At 72.0% G+C, this 20,654-nt stretch carries 19 protein-coding genes; 13 read left to right on the top strand and 6 right to left on the bottom strand.

The genetic code is table 11. The annotated features are described in order from the left end of the window. Nucleotides 1-19 precede the first annotated feature (19 nt). From ribH to EAO76_RS03615, 6 genes are all read left to right on the top strand, one after another. On the top strand, nucleotides 20-505 hold the full coding sequence (gene ribH / locus EAO76_RS03640; protein ID WP_148833255.1) for a 6,7-dimethyl-8-ribityllumazine synthase: 486 nt from the start codon (nucleotides 20-22) through the stop codon (nucleotides 503-505). Nucleotides 506-540: 35 nt separating this feature from the next. After that, nucleotides 541-813 (top strand): phosphoribosyl-ATP diphosphatase, encoded by a 273-nt coding sequence (locus EAO76_RS03635; RefSeq protein ID WP_148833253.1) that lies wholly within the window; start codon nucleotides 541-543, stop codon nucleotides 811-813. 65 nt (nucleotides 814-878) lie between these two features. Beyond that, entirely contained in the window at nucleotides 879-1,727 is an 849-nt protein-coding gene (gene hisG / locus EAO76_RS03630; protein WP_148833251.1) for an ATP phosphoribosyltransferase, read from the top strand. 137 nt (nucleotides 1,728-1,864) lie between these two features. Further along, on the top strand, nucleotides 1,865-2,260 hold the full coding sequence (locus EAO76_RS03625; RefSeq protein WP_262375265.1) for a PH domain-containing protein: 396 nt from the start codon (nucleotides 1,865-1,867) through the stop codon (nucleotides 2,258-2,260). A gap of 187 nt (nucleotides 2,261-2,447) precedes the next feature. Beyond that, nucleotides 2,448-3,821: a hemolysin family protein gene (locus EAO76_RS03620; RefSeq protein WP_148833249.1), complete on the top strand. Its 1,374-nt coding sequence runs from the start codon at nucleotides 2,448-2,450 to the stop codon at nucleotides 3,819-3,821. Then, nucleotides 3,818-4,915: a hemolysin family protein gene (locus tag EAO76_RS03615; RefSeq protein ID WP_148833247.1), complete on the top strand. Its 1,098-nt coding sequence runs from the start codon at nucleotides 3,818-3,820 to the stop codon at nucleotides 4,913-4,915. The genes EAO76_RS03620 and EAO76_RS03615 overlap by 4 nt, the downstream gene beginning before the upstream one ends. 31 nt (nucleotides 4,916-4,946) lie before the next feature. Here the strand turns inward: EAO76_RS03615 and EAO76_RS03610 are convergent, their stop codons facing one another. Together EAO76_RS03610 and EAO76_RS03605 are read right to left on the bottom strand one after the other, a co-directional pair. Beyond that, a complete protein-coding gene (locus tag EAO76_RS03610) occupies nucleotides 4,947-6,866 on the bottom strand; it encodes an AAA family ATPase (RefSeq protein ID WP_187438455.1) in 1,920 nt (639 codons plus the stop codon). Between the two features lie 386 nt (nucleotides 6,867-7,252). After that, entirely contained in the window at nucleotides 7,253-7,855 is a 603-nt protein-coding gene (locus EAO76_RS03605; protein ID WP_148833243.1) for a hypothetical protein, read from the bottom strand. 181 nt (nucleotides 7,856-8,036) lie between these two features. Between EAO76_RS03605 and EAO76_RS03600 the strand changes: the two genes are divergently transcribed. Both EAO76_RS03600 and EAO76_RS03595 read left to right on the top strand, forming a co-directional pair. Further along, nucleotides 8,037-9,389, top strand: coding sequence for a peptidase C39 family protein (locus EAO76_RS03600; protein WP_148833241.1), 1,353 nt, complete (start codon nucleotides 8,037-8,039; stop codon nucleotides 9,387-9,389). A gap of 383 nt (nucleotides 9,390-9,772) precedes the next feature. Then, nucleotides 9,773-9,928, top strand: a complete 156-nt coding sequence (locus EAO76_RS03595) for a DUF6131 family protein (protein WP_148833239.1) — start codon at nucleotides 9,773-9,775, stop codon at nucleotides 9,926-9,928. A 503-nt stretch (nucleotides 9,929-10,431) separates the two neighbouring features. Here EAO76_RS03595 and EAO76_RS03590 read toward each other — a convergent pair. Beyond that, nucleotides 10,432-12,486, bottom strand: coding sequence for a fibronectin type III domain-containing protein (locus tag EAO76_RS03590; protein ID WP_148833237.1), 2,055 nt, complete (start codon nucleotides 12,484-12,486; stop codon nucleotides 10,432-10,434). Nucleotides 12,487-12,624: 138 nt separating this feature from the next. Between EAO76_RS03590 and EAO76_RS03585 the strand changes: the two genes are divergently transcribed. Beyond that, entirely contained in the window at nucleotides 12,625-12,825 is a 201-nt protein-coding gene (locus tag EAO76_RS03585) for a hypothetical protein (RefSeq protein ID WP_148833235.1), read from the top strand. Between the two features lie 205 nt (nucleotides 12,826-13,030). On the opposite strand, the gene EAO76_RS03580 is transcribed toward EAO76_RS03585, so the two are convergent. Beyond that, nucleotides 13,031-13,897, bottom strand: a complete 867-nt coding sequence (locus tag EAO76_RS03580; RefSeq protein WP_187438454.1) for a VOC family protein — start codon at nucleotides 13,895-13,897, stop codon at nucleotides 13,031-13,033. 383 nt (nucleotides 13,898-14,280) lie between these two features. On the opposite strand from EAO76_RS03580, the gene EAO76_RS03575 reads away from it, so the two are divergent. Both EAO76_RS03575 and EAO76_RS03570 read left to right on the top strand, forming a co-directional pair. Then, nucleotides 14,281-15,723, top strand: a complete 1,443-nt coding sequence (locus tag EAO76_RS03575; protein WP_148833233.1) for an MFS transporter — start codon at nucleotides 14,281-14,283, stop codon at nucleotides 15,721-15,723. Nucleotides 15,724-16,043: 320 nt separating this feature from the next. Next, nucleotides 16,044-16,205 (top strand): SCO1431 family membrane protein, encoded by a 162-nt coding sequence (locus EAO76_RS03570; protein WP_148833231.1) that lies wholly within the window; start codon nucleotides 16,044-16,046, stop codon nucleotides 16,203-16,205. A gap of 78 nt (nucleotides 16,206-16,283) precedes the next feature. Here the strand turns inward: EAO76_RS03570 and EAO76_RS03565 are convergent, their stop codons facing one another. Then, nucleotides 16,284-17,549: a glycoside hydrolase family 18 protein gene (locus EAO76_RS03565; protein ID WP_148833229.1), complete on the bottom strand. Its 1,266-nt coding sequence runs from the start codon at nucleotides 17,547-17,549 to the stop codon at nucleotides 16,284-16,286. Between the two features lie 374 nt (nucleotides 17,550-17,923). On the opposite strand from EAO76_RS03565, the gene EAO76_RS03560 reads away from it, so the two are divergent. Next, the gene (locus tag EAO76_RS03560) at nucleotides 17,924-19,096 is read left to right on the top strand and encodes an acyl-CoA dehydrogenase family protein (protein ID WP_148833227.1); all 1,173 of its coding nucleotides are present in this window, start codon (nucleotides 17,924-17,926) and stop codon (nucleotides 19,094-19,096) included. A 496-nt stretch (nucleotides 19,097-19,592) separates the two neighbouring features. Here EAO76_RS03560 and EAO76_RS03550 read toward each other — a convergent pair whose 3' ends face one another. After that, a complete protein-coding gene (locus EAO76_RS03550) occupies nucleotides 19,593-19,991 on the bottom strand; it encodes a hypothetical protein (protein WP_148833225.1) in 399 nt (132 codons plus the stop codon). Nucleotides 19,992-20,194: 203 nt separating this feature from the next. Here EAO76_RS03550 and EAO76_RS03545 point away from each other — a divergent pair, with 203 nt between their 5' ends. Continuing rightward, nucleotides 20,195-20,635: an Lrp/AsnC family transcriptional regulator gene (locus EAO76_RS03545; RefSeq protein WP_014044761.1), complete on the top strand. Its 441-nt coding sequence runs from the start codon at nucleotides 20,195-20,197 to the stop codon at nucleotides 20,633-20,635. Nucleotides 20,636-20,654 lie beyond the last annotated feature (19 nt).

Here is a 20,654-nt window from a genome sequence, read left to right as displayed (position 1 = left end):
AACGAGCGACAGGAGAGACATGAGCGGCAAGGGCGCACCCGAACTGTCCGTACGCAACTGCGGTGACCTGCGCGTGGCGGTCGTCGCCGCGCAGTGGCACGAGAAGGTCATGGACGGACTCGTCGACGGCGCGCTGCGCGCCCTGCACGAGCTCGGCATCGACGAGCCGACCCTGCTCCGGGTCCCCGGCAGCTTCGAACTCCCGGTCGTGGCCAAGGTCCTCGCGGGCCGCGGCTACGACGCGGTCGTCGCCCTCGGCGTCATCATCCGCGGCGGCACCCCGCACTTCGAGTACGTCTCCCAGGGCGTCACCAGCGGCCTCACCCAGGTCGCCGTCGACACCGGGGTGCCCGTCGGCTTCGGGGTGCTCACCTGCGACACCGAGGAGCAGGCGCTCGACCGGGCCGGCCTGGAGGGCTCCAACGAGGACAAGGGGCACGAAGCGGTCACCGCGGCCGTCGCCACCGCCGCCACGCTGCGCACCGTCAGCGAGCCCTGGCGCTGAGTGGGGCGCGCGGACCCCGTAGGCTAAGAACCATCATGGCGAACAAAACCTTCGAAGAGCTCTTCGCCGAGCTGCAGCTCAAGGCCGCCAACGGCGACCCCTCCACCTCCCGCACCGCCGAACTGGTGGGCAAGGGCGTCCATGCCATCGGCAAGAAGGTCGTCGAGGAGGCCGCCGAAGTCTGGATGGCCGCCGAGCACGAGAGCAAGGACGCCGCCGCCGAGGAGATCTCCCAGCTGCTGTACCACGTTCAGGTGATGATGGTCGCCCGCGGGATCTCGCTCGACGACGTCTACGCCCACCTCTGAGCAGGACCCCGCACCACCCGCCCCTTCCGCATCCCGCACCTCTCCTCGCAAAGGAAGCCGACCTCATGCTGCGCATCGCCGTCCCCAACAAGGGTTCACTCTCCGGGCCTGCGATGGCGATGCTCCATGAGGCCGGGTACCAGCAGCGCAAGGAGTCCAAGGAACTCGTCCTCGTCGACCCCGAGAACGAGGTCGAGTTCTTCTACCTGCGCCCCCGCGACATCGCGATCTACGTCAGCTCCGGCCGCCTCGACATCGGCATCACCGGCCGCGACCTGCTGCTCGACTCCGGGGCCGACGCCGAGGAGATCCTCCAGCTCGGCTTCGCCCGCTCCACCTTCCGCTACGCCACCAAGCCCGGCACGGCCCAGGGCCCGCAGGACTTCGACGGCAAGACGATCGCCACCTCCTACGAGGGCATCGTCGCCAAGCACCTCGCCGACGCCGGCATCAACGCCTCCGTCGTCCACCTCGACGGCGCGGTCGAGACCGCCATCGAGCTCGGCGTCGCCCAGGTCATCGCCGACGTCGTGGAGACCGGCACCAGCCTGCGCAACGCCGGCCTCGAAGTCATCGGCGAGCCGATCATGAAGTCGGAGGCCGTCGTCATCCGCCGCGCCGGCGCCCCGGACGACGACCCCAAGGTGCAGCAGTTCCTGCGCCGCCTACAGGGCGTCCTGGTCGCCCGCTCCTACGTGATGATGGACTACGACTGCCGCGTCGAGCACCTGGAGCGCGCGGTCGCCCTCACCCCGGGCCTGGAGTCGCCGACCATCTCCCCGCTGCACCACGAGGGCTGGGTCGCCGTCCGCTCCATGGTCGCCGCCCGGGAGGCGCAGCGGATCATGGACGACCTGTACGACCTCGGCGCCCGCGCCATCCTCACCACCGCCATCCACGCCTGCCGCCTCTGACGGCCAGGCGTCCCCGGAAGACAGCAGAAAAGCCCCCGGAAGACAGAAGAACACCATGTCCGCCCCCGCGCCCCGGCCCGAACTCCCCACCCACCCTCCCCACCCTCCCGGTCACGTTCCGGCCGACCCGAACCCGGGTGGTCCTGCTGACCGTGGGCACGGTGATGTTCCTCGTCATCACCGCCGTCGCCCTGACACTGGAACGGCTGAGCGGGGGGGAGCGGATCAGCTTCGTCTTCACCGCGCTGCTGTTCCTCGGCGTGCTCGCCCTGCTCAGCCGCCCGAAGGTGGTCGCGGACGAGGAGGGGGTGACGGTGGTCAACATCACCCGGACGCGCAGGCTGTCCTGGGCGGAGATCCTCCGCGTCAACCTGCGCGCCGGCGACCCCTGGGTCTTCCTCGACCTCAGCGACGGGACGAGCATGCCCGCCCTCGGCATCCAGCCGGGCGTCGCCAAACAGCAGGCCATCCGGGACGCCCGAGCGCTGCGGGCCCTCGCCGAGAACCGCGGCACCGGCAAGGACATCGGCTGAGCCCCCTGCCCCCCGCGGGCTCTTCTTGATTACTCTGGAGGACGGCGGCGCCCCTGTGCGCCCCCGCCCCGCACCGGAAGGTCCCCGAGACCGGCGGGGCCTTCCTGCGACCCAAGGAGTGACTCCTTCCAGCAATGGACGGATCGTCCGGTAGTACCTGCGCCGCCCCCTCCCCGGAGGCGGCGGCATGACCACCCCCTTGCTGCTGCTGAGCGCGGCATTCCTTCTCATCCTCGCCAACGGATTCTTCGTGGCGGCCGAGTTCGGCCTCGTCACGGTGGAGCGGCCGGACGCCGAGCGCGCCGCCGCCGAGGGCGACCGGCGGGCCCGTACCGTCGTCGAAGCCCTCCGTGAACTCTCCTTCCAGCTCTCCGGCACCCAGCTGGGCATCACCATCACCTCACTGGTCGTCGGCATGCTCGCCGAACCGGCACTCGCCCAGTTGCTGGACGGCCCCCTCACCGCGACCGGACTGCCCGACGGCGCCGTCCCCGGCATCAGCGTGGTCATCGGGATGCTGGTGGCCTCCGCCGTCCAGATGGTGATCGGCGAACTCGTGCCCAAGAACTGGGCGGTCTCCCGGCCGCTCCAGGTCGCCCGGTTCGTCGCCGGCCCCCAGCACCGCTTCTCCGCCGTGTTCCGGCCGGTGATCAGCCTGCTGAACACCGTGGCCAACCGGCTGGTGCGGCTGCTGGGCGTGGAACCCACCGAGGAGCTGGCCTCCGCCCGCACCCCCGGTGAGCTGGTCTCCCTGGCCCGGCACTCGGCCGAGGCCGGCACCCTCGAACAGGACACCGCGGACCTCTTCGTACGGACCCTGTCGCTCGCCGGGCTCACCGCCCAGCACGTCATGACCCCCCGGGTGAAGGTCAGCGCCCTGCAGTCCTCGGCGACCGCGGCGGACGTCCTCAACCTCACCCGCGCCACCGGCCTCTCCCGCTTCCCGGTCTACCGGGAGCGCATCGACGAGGTCGTCGGCATGGTCCACCTCAAGGACGCGCTCGCCGTGCCCGCCGCCGACCGGCTGCGCACCCCGGCCGGCCGGATCGCCGTGCCGCCGCTGCTGGTCCCCGAGACCCTGCCCGTCGAGCAGCTGCTCCAGCGGCTGCGCAACGAGCAGCCGATCGCCGTCGTGGTCGACGAGTACGGCGGCACCGCCGGCGTCGTCACCCTGGAGGACATCATCGAGGAGCTCGTCGGCGAGGTCCGCGACGAGCACGACGCCGAGGGCGCCGACCGGCCCGAACTGGTCCCCGCCGCTCCCGAGGACGGCCGCCCGGCCTGGGACGTCGAGGGCAGCTGCCGCGTCCTGAGCCTGCGCCGGATAGGACTCGACGTCCCCGACGGCCCGTACGAGACCGTGGCCGGGCTCGTCGCCGACCTGCTGGGCCGCATCCCGGCCCCCGGCGACCGGGCCGAACTGCCCGGCTGGCGGCTCTCCGTCCGCCAGGTCGGCCACTACCGCGCCGAGCGGGTCCGCTTCGTGCGCACGACCGCCCCGGTCACCGTCCCCGTCGCCGGGGCACCGGTGACCCACGAGGTCCTGGAGGCCGTGCGATGAGCCTGGTCCAGTTGCTCCTCGCGGGGTTCCTCGTGCTGGCGAACGGCTTCTTCGTCGGCGCGGAGTTCGCCCTCGTGTCCGTACGGCGCAGCCAGGTCGAACCCCTGGCGGCGGCCGGGTCGGGCCGTGCCCACAAGGTGCTGTACGGCCTGGAGAACCTGCCGCAGATGATGGCCGCCGCCCAGTTCGGCATCACCGTCTGCTCGCTGACCCTCGGCGCCGTGGCCGAACCGACCGTCGCCCATCTGCTGGAGCCGGTCTTCCACGCGGTCCACCTGCCCGAGGGGCTCGTCCATCCGCTCGGCTACGTCCTGGCGCTCGCCCTCGTGGTCTTCCTCCACCTCGTCATCGGCGAGATGGTCCCGAAGAACCTCGCGATGGCGGCGCCGGAGCGGACCGCGCTCTGGCTCAGCCCCGGCCTGGTGGGCTTCGCCCGCCTGTGCCGGCCGGTCACCTCCGCACTGGGCGCCTGCGCCCGGCTGGTGCTCCGGCTCTTCGGCGTGGAACCCAAGGACGAGGTGGAGGCCGTCTTCACCAGCGAGCAGCTCAACCGCCTCGTCGAGGACTCCGGCCAGGCCGGTCTGCTGGAGCCGGAGGCCCAGGAGCGGCTGGAGGACGCGCTGGAGCTGGGCAGCAGGCCCGTCACCGACGTGCTGCTCAAGCGGGCCTCCCTGGTGACGGTGGACCCGTCCGTCACCCCGCGCCGGATCGAGGAGCTGACCGTACGGACCGGCTACTCGCGCTTCCCGGTGTGTGCCGAGGGCGGCGGCCCGTTCATGGGCTATCTGCACGTCAAGGACGTCCTGGACCTGGAGGACGGCGAACGGGCCGTTCCGCAGCAGGTGTGGCGCCCGATGGCGACGGTGCGGGCCGAACTGCCCCTGGACGACGCCCTGACCGTGATGCGCAGGGCGGCGACCCACCTGGCCCAGGTCGCCGACGCGTCGGGCCGGATCCTCGGCCTGGTCGCCATGGAGGACGTCCTGGAGATGCTCGTCGGCGAGGTGCGCGACCCGGCCCACCGGGTATCGGTGCCGCGCCGGGCGGCGGAGACGACGTCCGGCACCGGCGAACTCGCCACGTCGGCCCGCTAGGGGCCTTCGCCCGGACCGGGAGCCGCCGCCCTCACGGGGCCGGCGGCTCCTGCTGTCCCCGGTCCACCGGGCCCCGGCCGGACAGGACCTCGCCGTACGCCTGCATCAGGTCCGGCAGCCGCAGCGTGGCCAGGTCGTCCCGGCCCGGTACGGCGGTGTACCCGGAGAGCCGCAGGTCCCGGTAGGCACAGCTCTTCTCGTACAGGGTGCGCAGGAACCGTCCGTTGCCCAGCTCGTCGATCCAGCCCTGCTCGACGACGTGGCCGCTGATGGAACGCAGCTCGTCGAGCGACTCCTCGTCCCACACGTCGCCGTTCTCCGCCGCCAGCACCTCGCCGATCGAGGTGAGCTCCAGCGGCCGGTAGCTCGGGAAGTCCACCCGGGTGGTGAAGCGCGAGGAGAGCCCGGGGTTGGTGGCCAGCAGCCGGTCCATGCCCTCCGGATAGCCGGCGAGGATGACGACCAGATGGTCCCGGTTGTCCTCCGCGCGCTTGAGGAGGACCTGGAGGGCCTCGTCGCCGTACGCGTCGCCCTTGCTGTAGCCGCTGTTGGAGAGGCTGTACGCCTCGTCCACGAAGAGCACCCCGCCGAGCGCCGAGTCGATCAGCTCATTGGCCTTGACCGCGGTCTGGCCGAGGAACTCGCCCACCAGATCGGCCCGTTGGGCCTCGACCAGATGGTCGCCGCCGAGCAGCCCCAGCGCGTAGAAGACCCGGCCCAGGATGCGCGCCACCGTGGTCTTGCCGGTGCCGGAAGGACCCGAGAAGACGAAATGGCGCTTCGGAGGCTGGACGGGTAGCCCCTGCCCGGCCCGCAGCCGCGCCATGTTCAGCTGTGCGGACAACGCCTTGACCTGGCGTTTGACCGGCTCCAGACCCACCATCCGCTCCAGCTCGGCCAGCGCCTCGGCGAGCAGCACCGGGTCGCTGGGCCCCGCCGGGAAGGGCGACGGCGGCTGCATCGCGCTCTTGCGTCGCACCCCGCCGGGCGGCGGCACCCCGAGGCCCGTGAGCCCCGAGGGCTCGCCGCCGGGCCGCAGCTCCCGGCCGTCCACCAGATCGGTGCCGAGCGGCGGATCGATGTCCGGCGGGGGCTCCGACCCGGTGCCGTCCGTCCCCGACACGGTGTTGTCCGTGCCCACCAGGGACACGGCGGCCAGACCGGAGGCCTCCTCGGCGCCCTCGAGACCGTCGTAGTCCGCGATCGCGGCCAGCCGCGCCGAGGTGTCCATGAACGCCGGGTCGACCCGGTGCACCGCCCGGTAGAGCGGCAGGGCGGCGGCGCTGCGGCCGGTGCCCTCGTACGCGCGGGCCAGCCAGTAGCGCAGCTCCTTGCGCTGGGGCTGCTCACTGCGGCAGCGCATCAGGGCGGTGGCGAGCAGCGGTTCTGCCTGCCCGTACATCTCCAGCCGCACCCGGGCCATCCCGCCGAACAGCCCCGCCTCGATGCCGAGCAGCGGGTCGTCCGTCAGCTGATCGGTGTTGCGGACGAGCTGCTCCCAGTCCTTGACCAGGTAGGAGCGGCAGGCGTGCAGGAAGCGCACCTGCGGGTCCGTGTCCACCGGCGGCAGGCCCGCGAGCGCCCGGTCCAGCTCGGGGACGTGGCGGCCGTCCAGCCAGTGCGAGGCGTGCGCGAGCAGCAGGTCGCGCGGGCTCTCCAGCACCGGCTGCACCCACCAGCCCAGCCAGTACCAGGAGTTGAGCGTGCGCCGGTGCCGGGTGCGCTGCTCGCCGAAGCGCTCGCGGTGGCGGTGCATGCGCAACAGCGCCGTCGTCGTGTCGACCCTCAGCGCGTGGAGACCGAGCCAGCCGTCCGCCATGCCCGGATCGAGGCGTACCGCGGTTCCGAATTCCTCCTCGGCCTGCGGATAGGCGCCCATGGTGTAGGCGTCCACGCCGCGCAGCCAGGCGAGGTCGGCCGGGGCCTGAGCGCCCTGCGTGCCGATGTCCATCTGGTCCCCCACAAACCGTGCCCCCAGGATGTCCCGCCGCCCGACCGGATCGCCGGGGCGCGCCGAATCGATGTGCCACGGACGGGAATTGACCGCACCGAGAGGCATCGTACCTGCGCGGGGAGTGCACGACTAAGGGCACCGCAGACGGAAGGAAGCCCGTGACCCAGGGTGATCGGAACGGGTCGTTCCGGGGTGGGGGAGGGGTGTGGGGACAGAACGAAGCCCCCGATCACGGGGGAACAACCGGGGGCTTCGTGTCCATGGGGGCTCCGAAAAGCCGCACATTGAGAACGTAAGACCTGTACCGCCCCCGGGTCAAGCGGAGTTGGGGTACTTCCGGGGTGTTTTCTCACCATTCGATACGACGGCGCGATGTGCTCACTCTACGTGATGGAATGGTTCGTTCCTGCTGCCGTTCGAGGTCCCTCCAGCAACTCGTACCCCACTGGCAACTGCCGTACCAGCGTGTCCGCGTGAGGCCGTGAAGGATCGGCCGAGAAGTGCTCCGTCTCGGCCGCCATCCACCCGTCCCAGAAGCCCGAGAGCGCCGGGCCGTCCCGACGACGGCCGCGCCGCCAGGACGCCGCGGCGTCGAGGTCCATCCACAGGAGTCGCGCCAGATGCGGCCGCAGCGCCCGCCGCCCGGCCCCGACCCCCTCGACGACGACCACCGGCGCCGGTTCCAGGACGCGCGGCGTCCCGAATCGCCGCGCGGTCCAGTCGTACGGCGCGTAGCGCGCGCACTCGCCGCGCTCCAGCGGCCCGGTCACCTGCTCCCGCAGCCGGTCCGTCCAGGTGAAGAAGGAGTCGTGGGAGGCCAGGTCGTCCAGGTGCAGGACGGGGGCGTCGCCGAGCGCGGCGGCCAGCCGGGCGGCGAAGGTGCTCTTCCCCGATCCCGCGTGGCCGTCGACGGCGATCAGCCGCACCGGGCCGCAGGACGGCGCCAGGGCGGGCAGCCGCGCGGCGAGGAGCGAGAGGGCGTTCATGCGCACCAGCCTACGAGCCGTTCCGGAACAGACGCAGGTCACGCCAGTGGACCAGACCAATATTGCTTTCCCGGCGCAGGTCGAATCACTGGCCGAATCCGGCCGCGACCCGCGATAGTTGGCGCACTGTCGTGCATCCGCAGCCCCATTCCGCTTACGACTACGACCGGGGGTCCCGCCCATGAACAGACCGACCTCACGCAGGACCGTGCTGACCGCCGCGCTCGCGGTGGCGGCCACCGCCGGCTCGGCGTCGTCCGCCGCCGCGCGCTCCACGACCCCGTCCCGCACCTCCCCGGCGGCCTCCACCGTGGACAACCACTTCTGGCACACCTTCGTCGACTGGCACAGTGGCCTCGGCGCCGGGACGCGCGTCGTGTCCGGCCTCCGGCCCGGTCTGGTGATCGGCCACGCCGAGGGAAGCACCGACTACACCGACCCGCACACCGGTACGACCGCCTCCTGGGAGTACGCCACCTGGACCTCCCCGGTCCACCGGTCCGCCGTCCCGGCGACCGAGGTGATCGCCTCCTGGAACGCCGAGACCCCGGCGGGCACCTGGATCCAGGTCGAGCTGCAGGGCCACTACTCGGACGCCACGCGGACCCCCTGGTACGTGATGGGCCGCTGGGCCGCGGGCGACGGGGACATCCGCCGCACGTCCGTCGACGACCAGAGCGACGGCAGGAGCTCCGTCTGGACCGACACCCTCTCGATGGACGACGCGACGAGCGGGCTGCGGCTGACCGCGTACCGGCTGCGCCTCACCCTCCACCGCACCCCGGGCACCCGCCTCACCCCCGTCGTCCGGCGGCTCGGGGCGATGGCCTCCGACGTCCCGGACCGCTTCACCGTGCCGGCCAGCACCCCCGGCCTGGTCCGGGAGCTGGCGGTGCCGCGCTACTCGCAGAACGTCCACGCGGGCGAGTACCCGGAGTACGACAACGGCGGCGAGGCCTGGTGCAGCCCCACCTCGTCCCAGATGATCATCGAGTACTGGGGGCGCAGGCCCACCGCCGAGGACCTCGCCTGGGTCAGGCCGGAACTGGCCGACCCGCAGGTCTGCCACGCCGCCCGGTTCACCTACGACTACCAGTACGAGGGCTGCGGCAACTGGCCGTTCAACGCCGCGTACGCCGCCACGTACGACGACATGCGCGCGGCGGTGACCCGGCTGACCTCGCTCACGGACGTGGAGACGCTGATCCGCGCGGGCATCCCGGTCATCACGTCCCAGTCCTTCCTCAAGGAGGAGCTGACCGGGGCGGGGTACGGCACCTCCGGCCACCTGATGACCGTGATCGGGTTCACCGCGGACGGCGACGTGATCGCCAACGACCCGGCCTCGCCGGACAACGAGGCCGTGCGCCGGGTCTACCGGCGCACGGAATGGGAGAACATCTGGCTCCGCACCAAGCGCTACGACGCGAACGGCAAGGTCAGAAGCGGTACGGGCGGTGTCTGCTACGTCTACTGGCCCGCGCGGCCGACCCCGGCCCAGCGCCGCGTCCTGAGGTCGTTCGACCTGCTGTGAGCCCATGCGGCGCCGCGGCCGCCCCGCCCACCTGACGGCAGCGCTCCCGACCGTCCTGGGCGGGTGGCCGTGGCGGTCCGGTTGCGGTGCGACACCCGCCCGGTGCCGGGGGCGGAGGAGGTTCTCTCGCGCTCGTCGCCCTCCGGCCCCGGGGGAGCCCGCTCCACCCGGGGGCAATGGGGTTCGGGGAACAGCGCGTTGAGTTCCGGGAAGGCGATGCCCCGGCGAGGGAGGAGCAGTCGCCGGGGCTGAGGGGCTCCCGCGCGGTGAGCGGCGGCGGCCTGCGCCACGCCCGAGCCGACTTGAGAACCTGGGCAGTTGCCGCAACGGCTCAGGGGGGACAGAGTGAAAGGAGAAGAACACACACGAGATCGGAGCGTGCTGTGATCATTCTGGGAGTCATACTGCTCGTCATCGGTTTCGTCACCGGTATTTCCATCCTGTGGACCATCGGAATCATTCTGGCCGTGGTCGGCCTGATCCTGTGGATCCTGGGCGGGATGGGGCACGCCGTCGCGGGGCGAAGGCACTACTGGTAGCGACTTCGGGCGGGGCCTTCGCCCCTGGAGGCGCGGCATCGACGAATTCGTCGAGGGCCGCCATGCCCGGCGTTGCCGCACACGGGCAGAAGGGGTTGCCCTCACCGATGCGGCCGGACGGTGATCCGCACGTCGTACCGCCTCAGTGCCCGGGAGCCCGGCGCAGTTCCTGCCTTGTTCATGGACGAGCGGCCCTCGGCGCCCTTTTGCCTGGCTTTTTTGTAAGCCGGTCCCGGGTGGGCCGCCGCGATCCGCTGTGCGAACGTCGACCGCCTCGTTCGTACGAGGACCCGGGGTCGCGGGCGGAGGTCCTGCTCGACGACTCGGCCTCGCCCGAACGGGCCCGCCGCCCGCCACACGAGCGGTGCGGGGAAACGGGGAAGGGCACACGGCGTCGATGCACTTCCCGGCGGCACCGGTGGCGTCCCGATTCCCTCCGGTCGGCCCCAGGGGCCGACCGGAGGGCGGATCCGCGGTCGCGGGGAACTCCCGCGCCGGGGCGATCAGTCGGTCACGGTGACCGTCTCGCTCGCGCCGGACTCGGTGCCGTCCGCGTAGAGGACCGTGACGCGGTAGTACACCGTGGTGGCGGCCGGCTGGTCGAGGTCCGTCCAGTCGCCGCTGCCGGCGTTGTCCTCGGGCTCGGTGCCGATCCGCTCGAACGTCGCGGTCCGCGGGTTCCAGCGGTGGATGGCGAAGCCGGAGACCGGGCTGCCGTTCTCGTTCCTGTCGCTGGACAGGAACCAGGAGATCCAGCCGGAGGCGTCGGCGGCGAGGTGGCCGAGCGGCGCGCCGGTCGCGGGCGGGGCGGTCGGGCGGAGATCCAGCTCGGTGACGTCGGCGACGGACGCGCCGGTCTCCGGGGCGAGCCGGTTGCCGTACTGGTCGACGGCGACGACGGCGTAGCGCACCTGCTGGCCGTCGGCGGGCACGGCGTCGTGGAACGTCGTCGCCGTGATCTCCCGCGGCTTCAGGGTCCAGGGGTCCTGCACCGGGGTGTAGGTCCACCCGCCGTCGGCGAGGGTGCCGCGCAGCACGCGGTAGTGATCGAAGCCCGGTTCGTCGTTCGCGTCCCAGGAGAGCGTGACGCCGTTCTCCTTCGGGGTGGCGGTCAGGTCGGCGACCGCGGCCGGCGCGGTCGTGTTGCCGACGACGTCGAGGGTGAGCTCCTGGGAGGGGACGCCCCCGTTCCTCGCGTGGTCCAGGGCCACCACCCGGTAGCGGTACGTGAAGCCGGGCGGCGGGGCGGCGTCGGTGAAGGTGGTGCCCCGCACGCCCTTGCCGACCTCCTCGCTCACGCCGACGGTGGTGCCCCGCACGGTCTTCCGGAAGACCGAGTAGCCCGCGAAGTCGTCACTGGTCCGCTCGGAGGCGTCCCAGTCCAGGGTGACGCCCGCCTCGCTCTCGACGGCCCGCACGTTGAGGGCGGTGTCCACGGGGCCCGTCAGGTCACGGGTGTAGTACATCGCCGCGGCCGAGGCCGGGGACTCCAGCCCGTGGGTGTCGACGGCGGTGACGACGTAGTAGTGGACGTCGCCGGTCGGCGGCAGCGGGCCGGTGTACCCGCCGGGCGACAGCTTGTCGCCGGTGAGGAGGTTCTCGGGGGTGAGGGCGACCGGGGTGGACGTCGAGCGGTAGACGCGGTACCCGGCGAGGTCCGGCTCCGTGTTGCTGTCCCAGTAGAGGGTGATCTCGGTCGGGAAGTCCATGGACCAGTTGTCCTCGACGCCCTTCGGGGCGGCGGGAGCGGTGCGGTCGACGGTGGTGACGGCCAGGTCGGCGGTGCCGGAGGAGACGTTGCCGGCCTTGTCGTGGGCGCGGACCTCGTAGTAGTAGACGTTGCCGTCCTTCGGGACGGTCGTGTCGGTGTACGAGGTGGACGTCGTGGTCGCGATCGGCTTCGTGGGGTAGGAGGTGCCCTTCAGCCGCCGGTAGACGCGGTACCCGGCGAGGTCCATCTCCTTGTTCCCGGCCCAGCCGATCTTCGTGGACATGGCCGTCGGGCTGTAGACGACGGTGGTCCCGGTCGGCACGAGCGGCTTGACCTTGTCGACGGTCGCCGAGGTGCGGGGGGTGTAGGAGAATTTGACGTCGGCGGCGCCGGTCCAGTTCACGAAGTCGACGCGGAGGCTGTGCCGGCCCGACGGGACGGTCACCTGGACGGTCTTGGAGACGGTGGTGGAGACGTTCTTCCACACGTCGACCTTGCGGACCCCGTCGAGGTAGACGCGGATGCCGTCACGGGAGGAGGCGGCGAACGTGAAGGGGCCGCCCGAGCCGAAGTCGCGGGTCATGGACCAGCGGACGCCGAAGTTGTTGGCGGGCATGCCCTTGACGCCGGGCGCGCCGGTTCCCCAGTTCTGGTCGATCACCGAGTCGCAGTCCGTGCCCTTGGGGGTCCCGGAGAACGTGGTGTTCGCGTAGAACGTCCGCTTGAAGACGGGGGACGCGCAGGTCACGGCGGCGGAGGCGGGGGCGGCCACGCTGAGCAGACCCCCCGCGGTGGCGAGTACGACGGCGCCGGCGGCGGCGACCGTTGTGCCTCTGGGTCGGTTCAATTCGTTCCTTCGATCTCGGTCTTCTGCGGCAGGACGTGACTGCCGACGATCAAGACTCGCGAGGAACGGGCTTGGTTGTAGGCCGTGGGGTCGGATTTCGGCCCCACGGTCCGGGTTCATACGACATATGGTTAAAGAATGAGCAAAACCGAGCATGAGACCGGTCCCCAGGGGGCGCTTGTGTGCCCGGTCTGCAAGCAGCCCCTCCCCGTCACCATCACCAGGCGGCACAAGACCCTCGGGGTCTTCGTGCCCGTGCGGGCCGCAGGCCCCTGCGGCAATCCCGACTGCCCCGAATACCTGGAGGAGCCGGTGGGCGGGAGCCCGGGACACCAGTGACGCACGGAACCCGGTGAAGCCGGGATTCCGCCGAGGTCCGGACCGCAGTGACACCGGGACTCCGCCGACGCCCGGGTCCCGGTGACGTGCCTGGATCCTGCTGACGCCCGGGTCCCGGTGACGCCGGGATGCCGCTGCCGTCCGGATCCCGCTGCCGTCCCGATTCCGTCGGCGCCCGTGCGGCGGGTCCGTGCCGGGCGTCCCGTCACCCGGGGGCCGGGGGAGGGACGGCCCCGCGGGGAGCGACCACCGTCCTGCCGGGGGAATCGGCACCGAAGACCGCGCCGTGCAGGTCGTGCAGCAGGACCGTGCGGCGGTTCTTCTCCGCCGACCGGCCGACGACCCCGCCGCCGTACCGGCACGCGGCGACCGCCGCCGATTCGGCGTCCGGCACCGGGAAGTAGAGGTGCCACCCCGGACGTGCCCGTTCACCGCTCAGCGGTGAGCCCACCGGTACGATCCTGGCCGCCGCGCCGCCGACGTCCCGGAGCGTGACGCCGCCCCTCTCGTACCGGACCTCGCAGCAGCCGGGCCGGCCGCAGGCCCACTCCAGCACCTCGCCGTAGAAGATGGCGGCCTCGAACATGTCGCCCGCGTGCAGTTCCAGCCGCCACGGGCGACGGGCGCGCCACGACTCCCAGTCGGTGATCAGCGGCCCCTCCCAGATGCCGAAGCGGTTGCCCTCCCGGTCGGCCGCGAGGGCGCCGCGACCCAGGGGGAGGCGGACCGGGCCCACCGCGACGGTGCCGCTGCGCTCCATGATGCGGGCCGCCGTCCCGTCGGCGTCCGGGACGGAGAAGTAGGGCGTCCAGTCGAGGGCCACCTGCAACGCCGGCGCCGTGCACCCCAGGCTCGCGGTGGGCACGCCCCCCGACAGCGCCATCCGGAAGTCCTCGCCCAGCGAGGTGCGCCGGAAGGCCCACCCCAGCACGGCCCCGTAGAAGCGCTGCGCGGCCTCGGCGTCGGGCGTGGCGAGGCTCGCCCAGCAGGGCGCACCGACGGTGCAGCCGCCTCGCACGGCGGCATGCGCCGGGGAACCGTGGGGCTTGGGCGGGCTCGGGGTGGACGCCATGGGAGGAACCTGACGGCAGGGGGCGGTCTCCTCATCAGGGTGCGCGTCCGGTGCCCCGGCGGCGAACGCACAGCGGGCGCGGGAAGGGGGATGCCGCTGTCCCCCGCCGTCCGCATCCGCCGCCGGGCCGTCGCGCTCCGGTGCCTCCCGTCCCGGCGCCGGCCCGTTCGCCGGAACGCGCACCGCTCGGCGCGACCCGCAACCCCGGCCGGAGCTCCGGCGAGTGACCGCCCGTCACCCCTTTCGTGCGTGTTCGTCCGCCCTGGTCGCTCCGTGCCGGGTGCGGGGTGCACAACCCCTCTTCCATACCCCGCCGGGGTATGTTACGTTCCGGTCGACGAAATACCCCCCAGGGGTATCAAGGTCCGATCAGGGAGCAAGTGATGTCGGCTATCAACCCTCGGCGGTGGTGGGCACTGGCCGTGCTGGCCACCGCCCAGTTCATGGTCATCATGGACACTTCGATCATCGGGGTCGCGCTTCCCGAGATGCAGCGCGATCTCGGCTTCACCCAGGGGGACCTGCAATGGGTCTTCAACGCGTACGTCATCGCCTTCGGCGGACTCCTGCTGCTCGGCGGCCGCCTCTCCGATCTGCTCGGTGCCCGGAAGGTGTTCGCGGGCGGCTGGGTGATCCTCGTCGCGGGCTCCGTCGTGGCCGCGGCCGCGGGTGACGCCACCACCGAGATCGTGGGGCGTGCCGTGCAGGGCGTGGGCGGTGCCCTCATCGCGCCCGCCTCGATGACGCTGCTGATGATGCTCTTCGGGCACAACCCGAAGGAGCTCGGCAAGGCGCTCGCCTTCTACGGCGCGGCGGCCCCCGCGGGCGGCACGGCCGGTGTGTTCCTCGGCGGCGTCTTCACGGAATGGGCCAGCTGGCCCTGGGTCTTCATCATCTACGTCCCCATCGGCCTCGTGACCCTCGCGGCCACCGGCCTGCTGCCCGCCGTCCAGGGGCGCAGGGGCTCGGTCGACGTCCTGGGCGCGACCGCGGTCACCGCGGGACTCGCACTCGCGGTCCTCGCCGTCGTGCGCGCACCCGAGATCGGCTGGGGCGCGACCTCGACCCTGCTCGAACTCGGCGGGGCGGCGGTGCTCCTGGCGCTCTTCCTGGTGATCCAGCGCTCCGTCCGCAGCCCGCTCATGCCGCTCGGCATCTGGCGGACCCCGAGGCTCGGGGCGTCCAACCTGGCCATGGCCCTGCTCGGCGCCGCCTGGATCCCGATGTGGTACTTCCTCAACCTCTACCTGCAGCAGGTGCTCGGATACGGCGCCTTCGCCAGCGGTGCGGCGCTCCTGCCCATGACGGTCCTGCTGATGATCTTCATGACGACGATCACCGCCCGTCTCCTCGCCCGGTTCGGTGCCAAGCCGCTCGTCGCGGGCGGGCTGTTCGTCCTGGCCGCCGGGCTGGTGTGGCTGTCCGCCGTCGAGCCGACCGGCACCTTCCTGATCGACGTCCTGCCCGCGTCGCTGGTCGCCGCGCTCGGCATGTCCCTCGCCTACATCCCGGCGATGATGACCGCCATGTCGGGAGCGCCCCAGGAGCAGGCGGGCCTCGCCTCCGGCATCGTCAACACCACCTACCAGGTGGGTTCGGCCCTCGGTCTCGCCGCTCTCACCGCACTGGCGACGTCCCGGGGCGCCGGCAGGCTCGGCGATCTGCCCGCCCTCACCGACGGGTTCGCCTCGGCCTTCACCGCGGCGGCGGCGATCGCGGCGGCGGGCGGACTGCTCACCCTGGCCCTGATGCGGGGCGAGAGGAGCGAACCGGCCTCGGGCCGGGACGCCGCACCGCGGAAGGGCGGCGAATCGGTCGGCGTGTGACCACGGCGCGCGGATGCGCGAAGGGCATCGACGCGGTACGGGACCGGCGGACATCGGGTGATCGATGTCCGCCGGTCCCGTACCGCGTGAACGCCGTGCGCGGCCGTGTGGTCTCCGGCACGGGGCCCGCCCGCGGCACTCGCTCCCGGGAGCCCCGGCGCCGGGGCGCGGGCGGGCCCCGGACGCCGTCGGCGTACGGCCCCGGAGGACGGTCCCGCCCGGGGCGGTGACGCACGTCTCTACCCCGGGAGCCGGTCGTACTGGCACTGTGGTCGGGTCCTCGGGGGACACCACATGCCGGCCGAACCGAGCGAGATGCCATGACTGCGACTGCTGCCGAAACCGTCACCACCCACTTCGCCGCCCGCCTCCGCGCGCGCACCGGCGGCCCCCAGGACGGCCCGAAGATCCTGGAGACCGTGCTGGGCTGGACGCTCGTCGTGGTGGTCGCCGTGTTCGTCACCCGGGCCGGCCTCATGTGAGGAACGACCTCATGCGAGGAACGGACAGGGCGGGGCGGAAGGCCGACCGGCCCGCCACCCCGCCCCCGGTTCCCGTGACTACTTGATCGCCTTGATCAGTTCGCCGTCGGCGGTGTCACCGCTCAGCTCCCAGAAGAAGGAGCCGCCCAGGCCCTGGTTCTTCGCCCAGGCCGTCTTGGACGCGATGGTGGCCGGGGTGTCGTAGCTCCACCAGTTGGTGCCGCAGTGGGCGTAGGCGGTGCCGGCGACCGTGCCGGTGGCCGGGCAGCTGTTCTTGAGGACCTTGTAGTCCTCGATGCCCGCCTCGTAGGTGGCGGCCGCGGGGCCGGTGGCGGTGCCTCCGGGGGCGTCCTGGGTCACGCCGGTCCAGCCGCGGCCGTAGAAGCCGAGACCGAGCAGCAGCTTGGACGCGGGAACGCCCTTGGCCTTCAGCTTGGTGATGGCCGCCTCGCTGTCGAAGCCCTCCTTCGGGATGCCCTCGTAGGAGGTCAGCGGGGAGTGCGGGGCCGTCGGGCCCTTCGCGTCCCAGGCGCCGAAGAAGTCGTACGTCATCACGTTGTACCAGTCCAGGGACTGGGCGGCGCCGGCGTAGTCGGCGGCGTCGATCTTGCCGCCCTCGGAGGCGTCGGCGGTGATGGCGGCGGTCACCAGGTTGTTGCCGCCGAACTTGGCGCGCAGGGCCGAGGTGAGGCCCTTCAGCGCGTCCGGACCGCTGGTGTCGCAGGTCAGACCGCAGGCGTTGGGGTACTCCCAGTCGATGTCGATGCCGTCGAAGACATCGGCCCAGCGCGGGTCCTCGACCAGGTTGTAGCAGGACTCGGCGAACGCGGCCGGGTTCTTCGCCGCCTCGCCGAAGCCGCCGGACCAGGTCCAGCCGCCGAACGACCAGATGACCTTCAGGTCCGGGTGCTTCTTCTTGAGCTTGCGCAACTGGTTGAAGTTGCCGCGCAGTTCCTGGTCCCAGGTGTCGGCCACGCCGTCGACCGACTGGTCGGCGGTGTACGCCTTCTCGTAGTCGGCGTACGAGTCGCCGATCGTGCACTTGCCGCCCTGGACGTTGCCGAAGGCGTAGTTGATGTGCGTGAGCTTGTCGGCGGAACCCGAGGTCTCGATGTTCTTGACATGGTAATTGCGCTGGTACACGCCCCAGTTGGCGAAGTACCCGACCACCTTGTCGCCGGCCGCCGCGGGGGTGGCGTCGGCGGCCGCGGCCTGCGGGGCGGCCGGAACCGTGCCGGCCGACGCGGTGCCCGCGACCCCCAGCAGGGCGGCGCCGAGGGCGGCGGTACAGGCGGCTGCGGTGAGCGCCCGGAAGCGGGCACGGGGGCGATGCGGTCCGAACATCTTTGCTCCTCGTGGGGGAGGGAACGTACATGTGGGGTGTACGGCCGACCACCGCATGGATTTGGCATGAACGCGGAAAGGCCGGTCTGCCTGGAACCGTAGAAGGACTAGACCAGTTGGGTCAATGGTTCGGACCAATTCGGAGCGATCGCCCCGTCCGCGGCCGAGTGGCCCGGCCGCCCCGTGACGGATATCGTCCGATCGGGCATACTCGACCCGCCACAGCCGCTGGCCAGCAACTCTCGTAATCCGGGAGGGCCGGCACCGGTTGGGCAGCAGTGCTTGTCCGGGCTCACCCGGAAACCCCCGGCGGCGCCGCCCACACCCCCTCGCGCGCGACCGTCGCAACGCCCGACAGGGAGGAGAGCGCCGTCATGTCCGACCGTGCCTTGCATGTGGTGGAACGCCGTCTGCCCACCGAGGAGTCCAGGCAACTCGTCGCGCTCGTCCGCGACATCGCCCAGCGGGAGATCGCGCCCCGGGCCGCGGAGGAGGAGGAAGCGGGCCTGTTCCCGCGCGAGGTCTTCTCCCTGCTCTCCGAGTCCGGCCTGCTCGGACTGCCCTACGACTCCGCCCACGGCGGCGGCGACCAGCCGTACGAGGTGTACCTCCAGGTCCTGGAGGAGCTCGCCGCGGCCCGGCTCACCGTCGGCCTCGGCGTCAGCGTCCACTCCCTCGCCTGCCACGCGGTCGCCGGATACGGCACGAAGGAGCAGCAGGCCGAGCACCTCCCGGCGATGCTGGGAGGGGGCCTGCTGGGTGCCTACTGCCTCTCCGAGCCCGCCTCGGGCTCCGATGCCGCCTCGCTGCGCACGAAGGCCGTCCGGGACGGTGACGACTGGGTCCTCACCGGCACCAAGGCGTGGATCACCCACGGCGGCATCGCCGACTTCTACACCGTCCTGGCCCGTACCGGGGTCGAGGGTGCCCGCGGCATCACCGCCTTCCTGGTTCCCGGCGACGCCGAGGGGCTGAGCGCGGCCGTCCCCGAGAAGAAGATGGGCATGAAGGGCTCGCCCACCGCCCAGCTGAACTTCGACGGCGTACGGGTCTCCGACGCGCGCCGGATCGGCGAGGAGGGCCAGGGCTTCGCGATCGCCCTGTCCGCCCTCGACTCCGGACGTCTGGGCATCGCCGCCTGCGCGATCGGTGTCGCCCAGGCGGCCCTGACCGAGGCGCTCGGCTACGCGGCGGGACGGCAGCAGTTCGGCCGCCCCATCGCGGACTTCCAGGGGCTGCGCTTCATGCTCGCCGACATGGCCACCCAGATCGAGGCGGGCCGGGCGCTCTACCTGGAGGCGGCGCGGCTGCGCGACGAGGGCAAGCCCTTCTCGCGCCAGGCGGCCATGGCCAAGCTGTTCTGCACGGACACGGCCATGCGGGTCACCGTCGACGCCGTCCAGGTGCTCGGCGGATACGGCTACACCCTCGACTTCCCGGTCGAGCGGCTGATGCGCGAGGCCAAGGTGCTCCAGATCGTCGAGGGCACCAATCAGATCCAGCGCATGGTCATCGCCCGCCACCTCGCGGGTCCCGAGACGCGCTGACCCGCGACGGCCGGTCCGACCACACGGGCGTCGTCATGATCCGGTTCCACTCCTGGTCATGACGGCCCGGCAGGGTCCGGTCCGTGCTCTCCCAGTGGCGCAGCAGGGCCCGGTAGATGGGCGGATCGGCGAAGTGCGGCCCCGGGCGCGACGCGGAGCGGGGGGACGCGGACTGGGGCACCGGCTGCGGAACCGATTCTTCGGCAGTCGGTGCGGCGAGGCGACGGCGGTCGGCGCCGACCGTCGGGTACGGCGGGGTCATGCATGGGCAACGCCGCGGAGCGGTTCCCGGTCACTGTCCGACCGATTCGAGAGCCCGTTCGCCATGTCCCCGGGCGGGCTCCTCGTTCGGGCGGTGCGTGCCGGCGTCCCGGTCGGTGGTCCGGCCGCGGTTCGCGGGCACCACGCCGGTCGGACCGTCGTGGTGCGGTGCGGGTCTCGCCGGTCGGGCCCGGACGTGGCCGGGCCGTCCCCTGTTCGGACGCGGGAGTCGCCGTCAGGCGGCGCTGCGGCGCATCCGCGGTACCCGCAGCGGACGCGAGCCGGGGCCTCCGGCGTGCGAGAACGGCTGCATCCGCCAGTCGAGTCCCTGGGGGAGCGTCAACAGCAGGCCCGTCTCCTGCTCCTGGGTGTCGAGCGACTCGTCGGCGGGCCGCGACAGCGACGCCGGCCGGCCGGTACCGGCGCAGACGGTCAGCACGAACGGATTCCACGGCGTCGGGCACAGCGCGTGCTCGGGCAGCACGTCCTCGCCCGCCGGCAGCGCGATCGGCTGCGAGCAGTCCGGGCAGATCACCCGGTACATGTCGAACATGTCGTACGCGTCGGGAGCGGTGTCCTCGACGGGATCGGCAGGCTCCGGTTCGGTACGGCCGGTGAGCTTCAGGCTCTGCATGGGAAATTCCCCCCTCGGGTGGGCCGACTGGGCGACGTCGCCTCGGCCACACCAAGCACTTCCCGTCGCGCATCGGCCGTAACCGCGAGGTGGGCGGCTACCCATCCGTAAACCTGTGGCATTCGTCACATGCCCGCCGCAGGTGCCCCTCCGCGCGTACGCCGACTGTGCCTGGAGGGACTCGGGGCAATAGGTTGATCCGTATGGAGGAGCTGGACCGACAGATCGTGGAGTTGCTCGTCAAGGACGGGCGGATGAGCTACACCGACCTGGGCAAGGCCACGGGCCTGTCCACGTCGGCCGTTCATCAGCGTGTCCGCAGGCTGGAGCAGCGCGGGGTGATCCGGGGGTACGCCGCGGTCGTCGACCCCGAGGCCGTCGGCCTGCCGCTCACCGCGTTCATCTCGGTGAAACCCTTCGACCCGAGCGCGCCGGACGACATCGCGGAGCGGCTCGCGGGCGTCCCGGAGCTGGAGGCGTGCCACAGCGTCGCGGGCGACGAGAACTACATCCTCAAGGTGCGCGTCGCCACGCCGCTGGAGCTGGAGCACCTGCTCACCAGGATCCGCTCGCTGGCCGGTGTCTCCACCCGGACCACCGTCGTCCTGTCCACGCCCTACGAGGCCAGGCCGCCGCGGATCTGAGGGAGCCGGACAACCGCCC

The organism is Streptomyces sp. sk2.1, assembly GCF_008120935.1.
Classification (GTDB): domain Bacteria; phylum Actinomycetota; class Actinomycetes; order Streptomycetales; family Streptomycetaceae; genus Streptomyces.
This window is presented reverse-complemented; position numbering and strand designations above follow the sequence as displayed.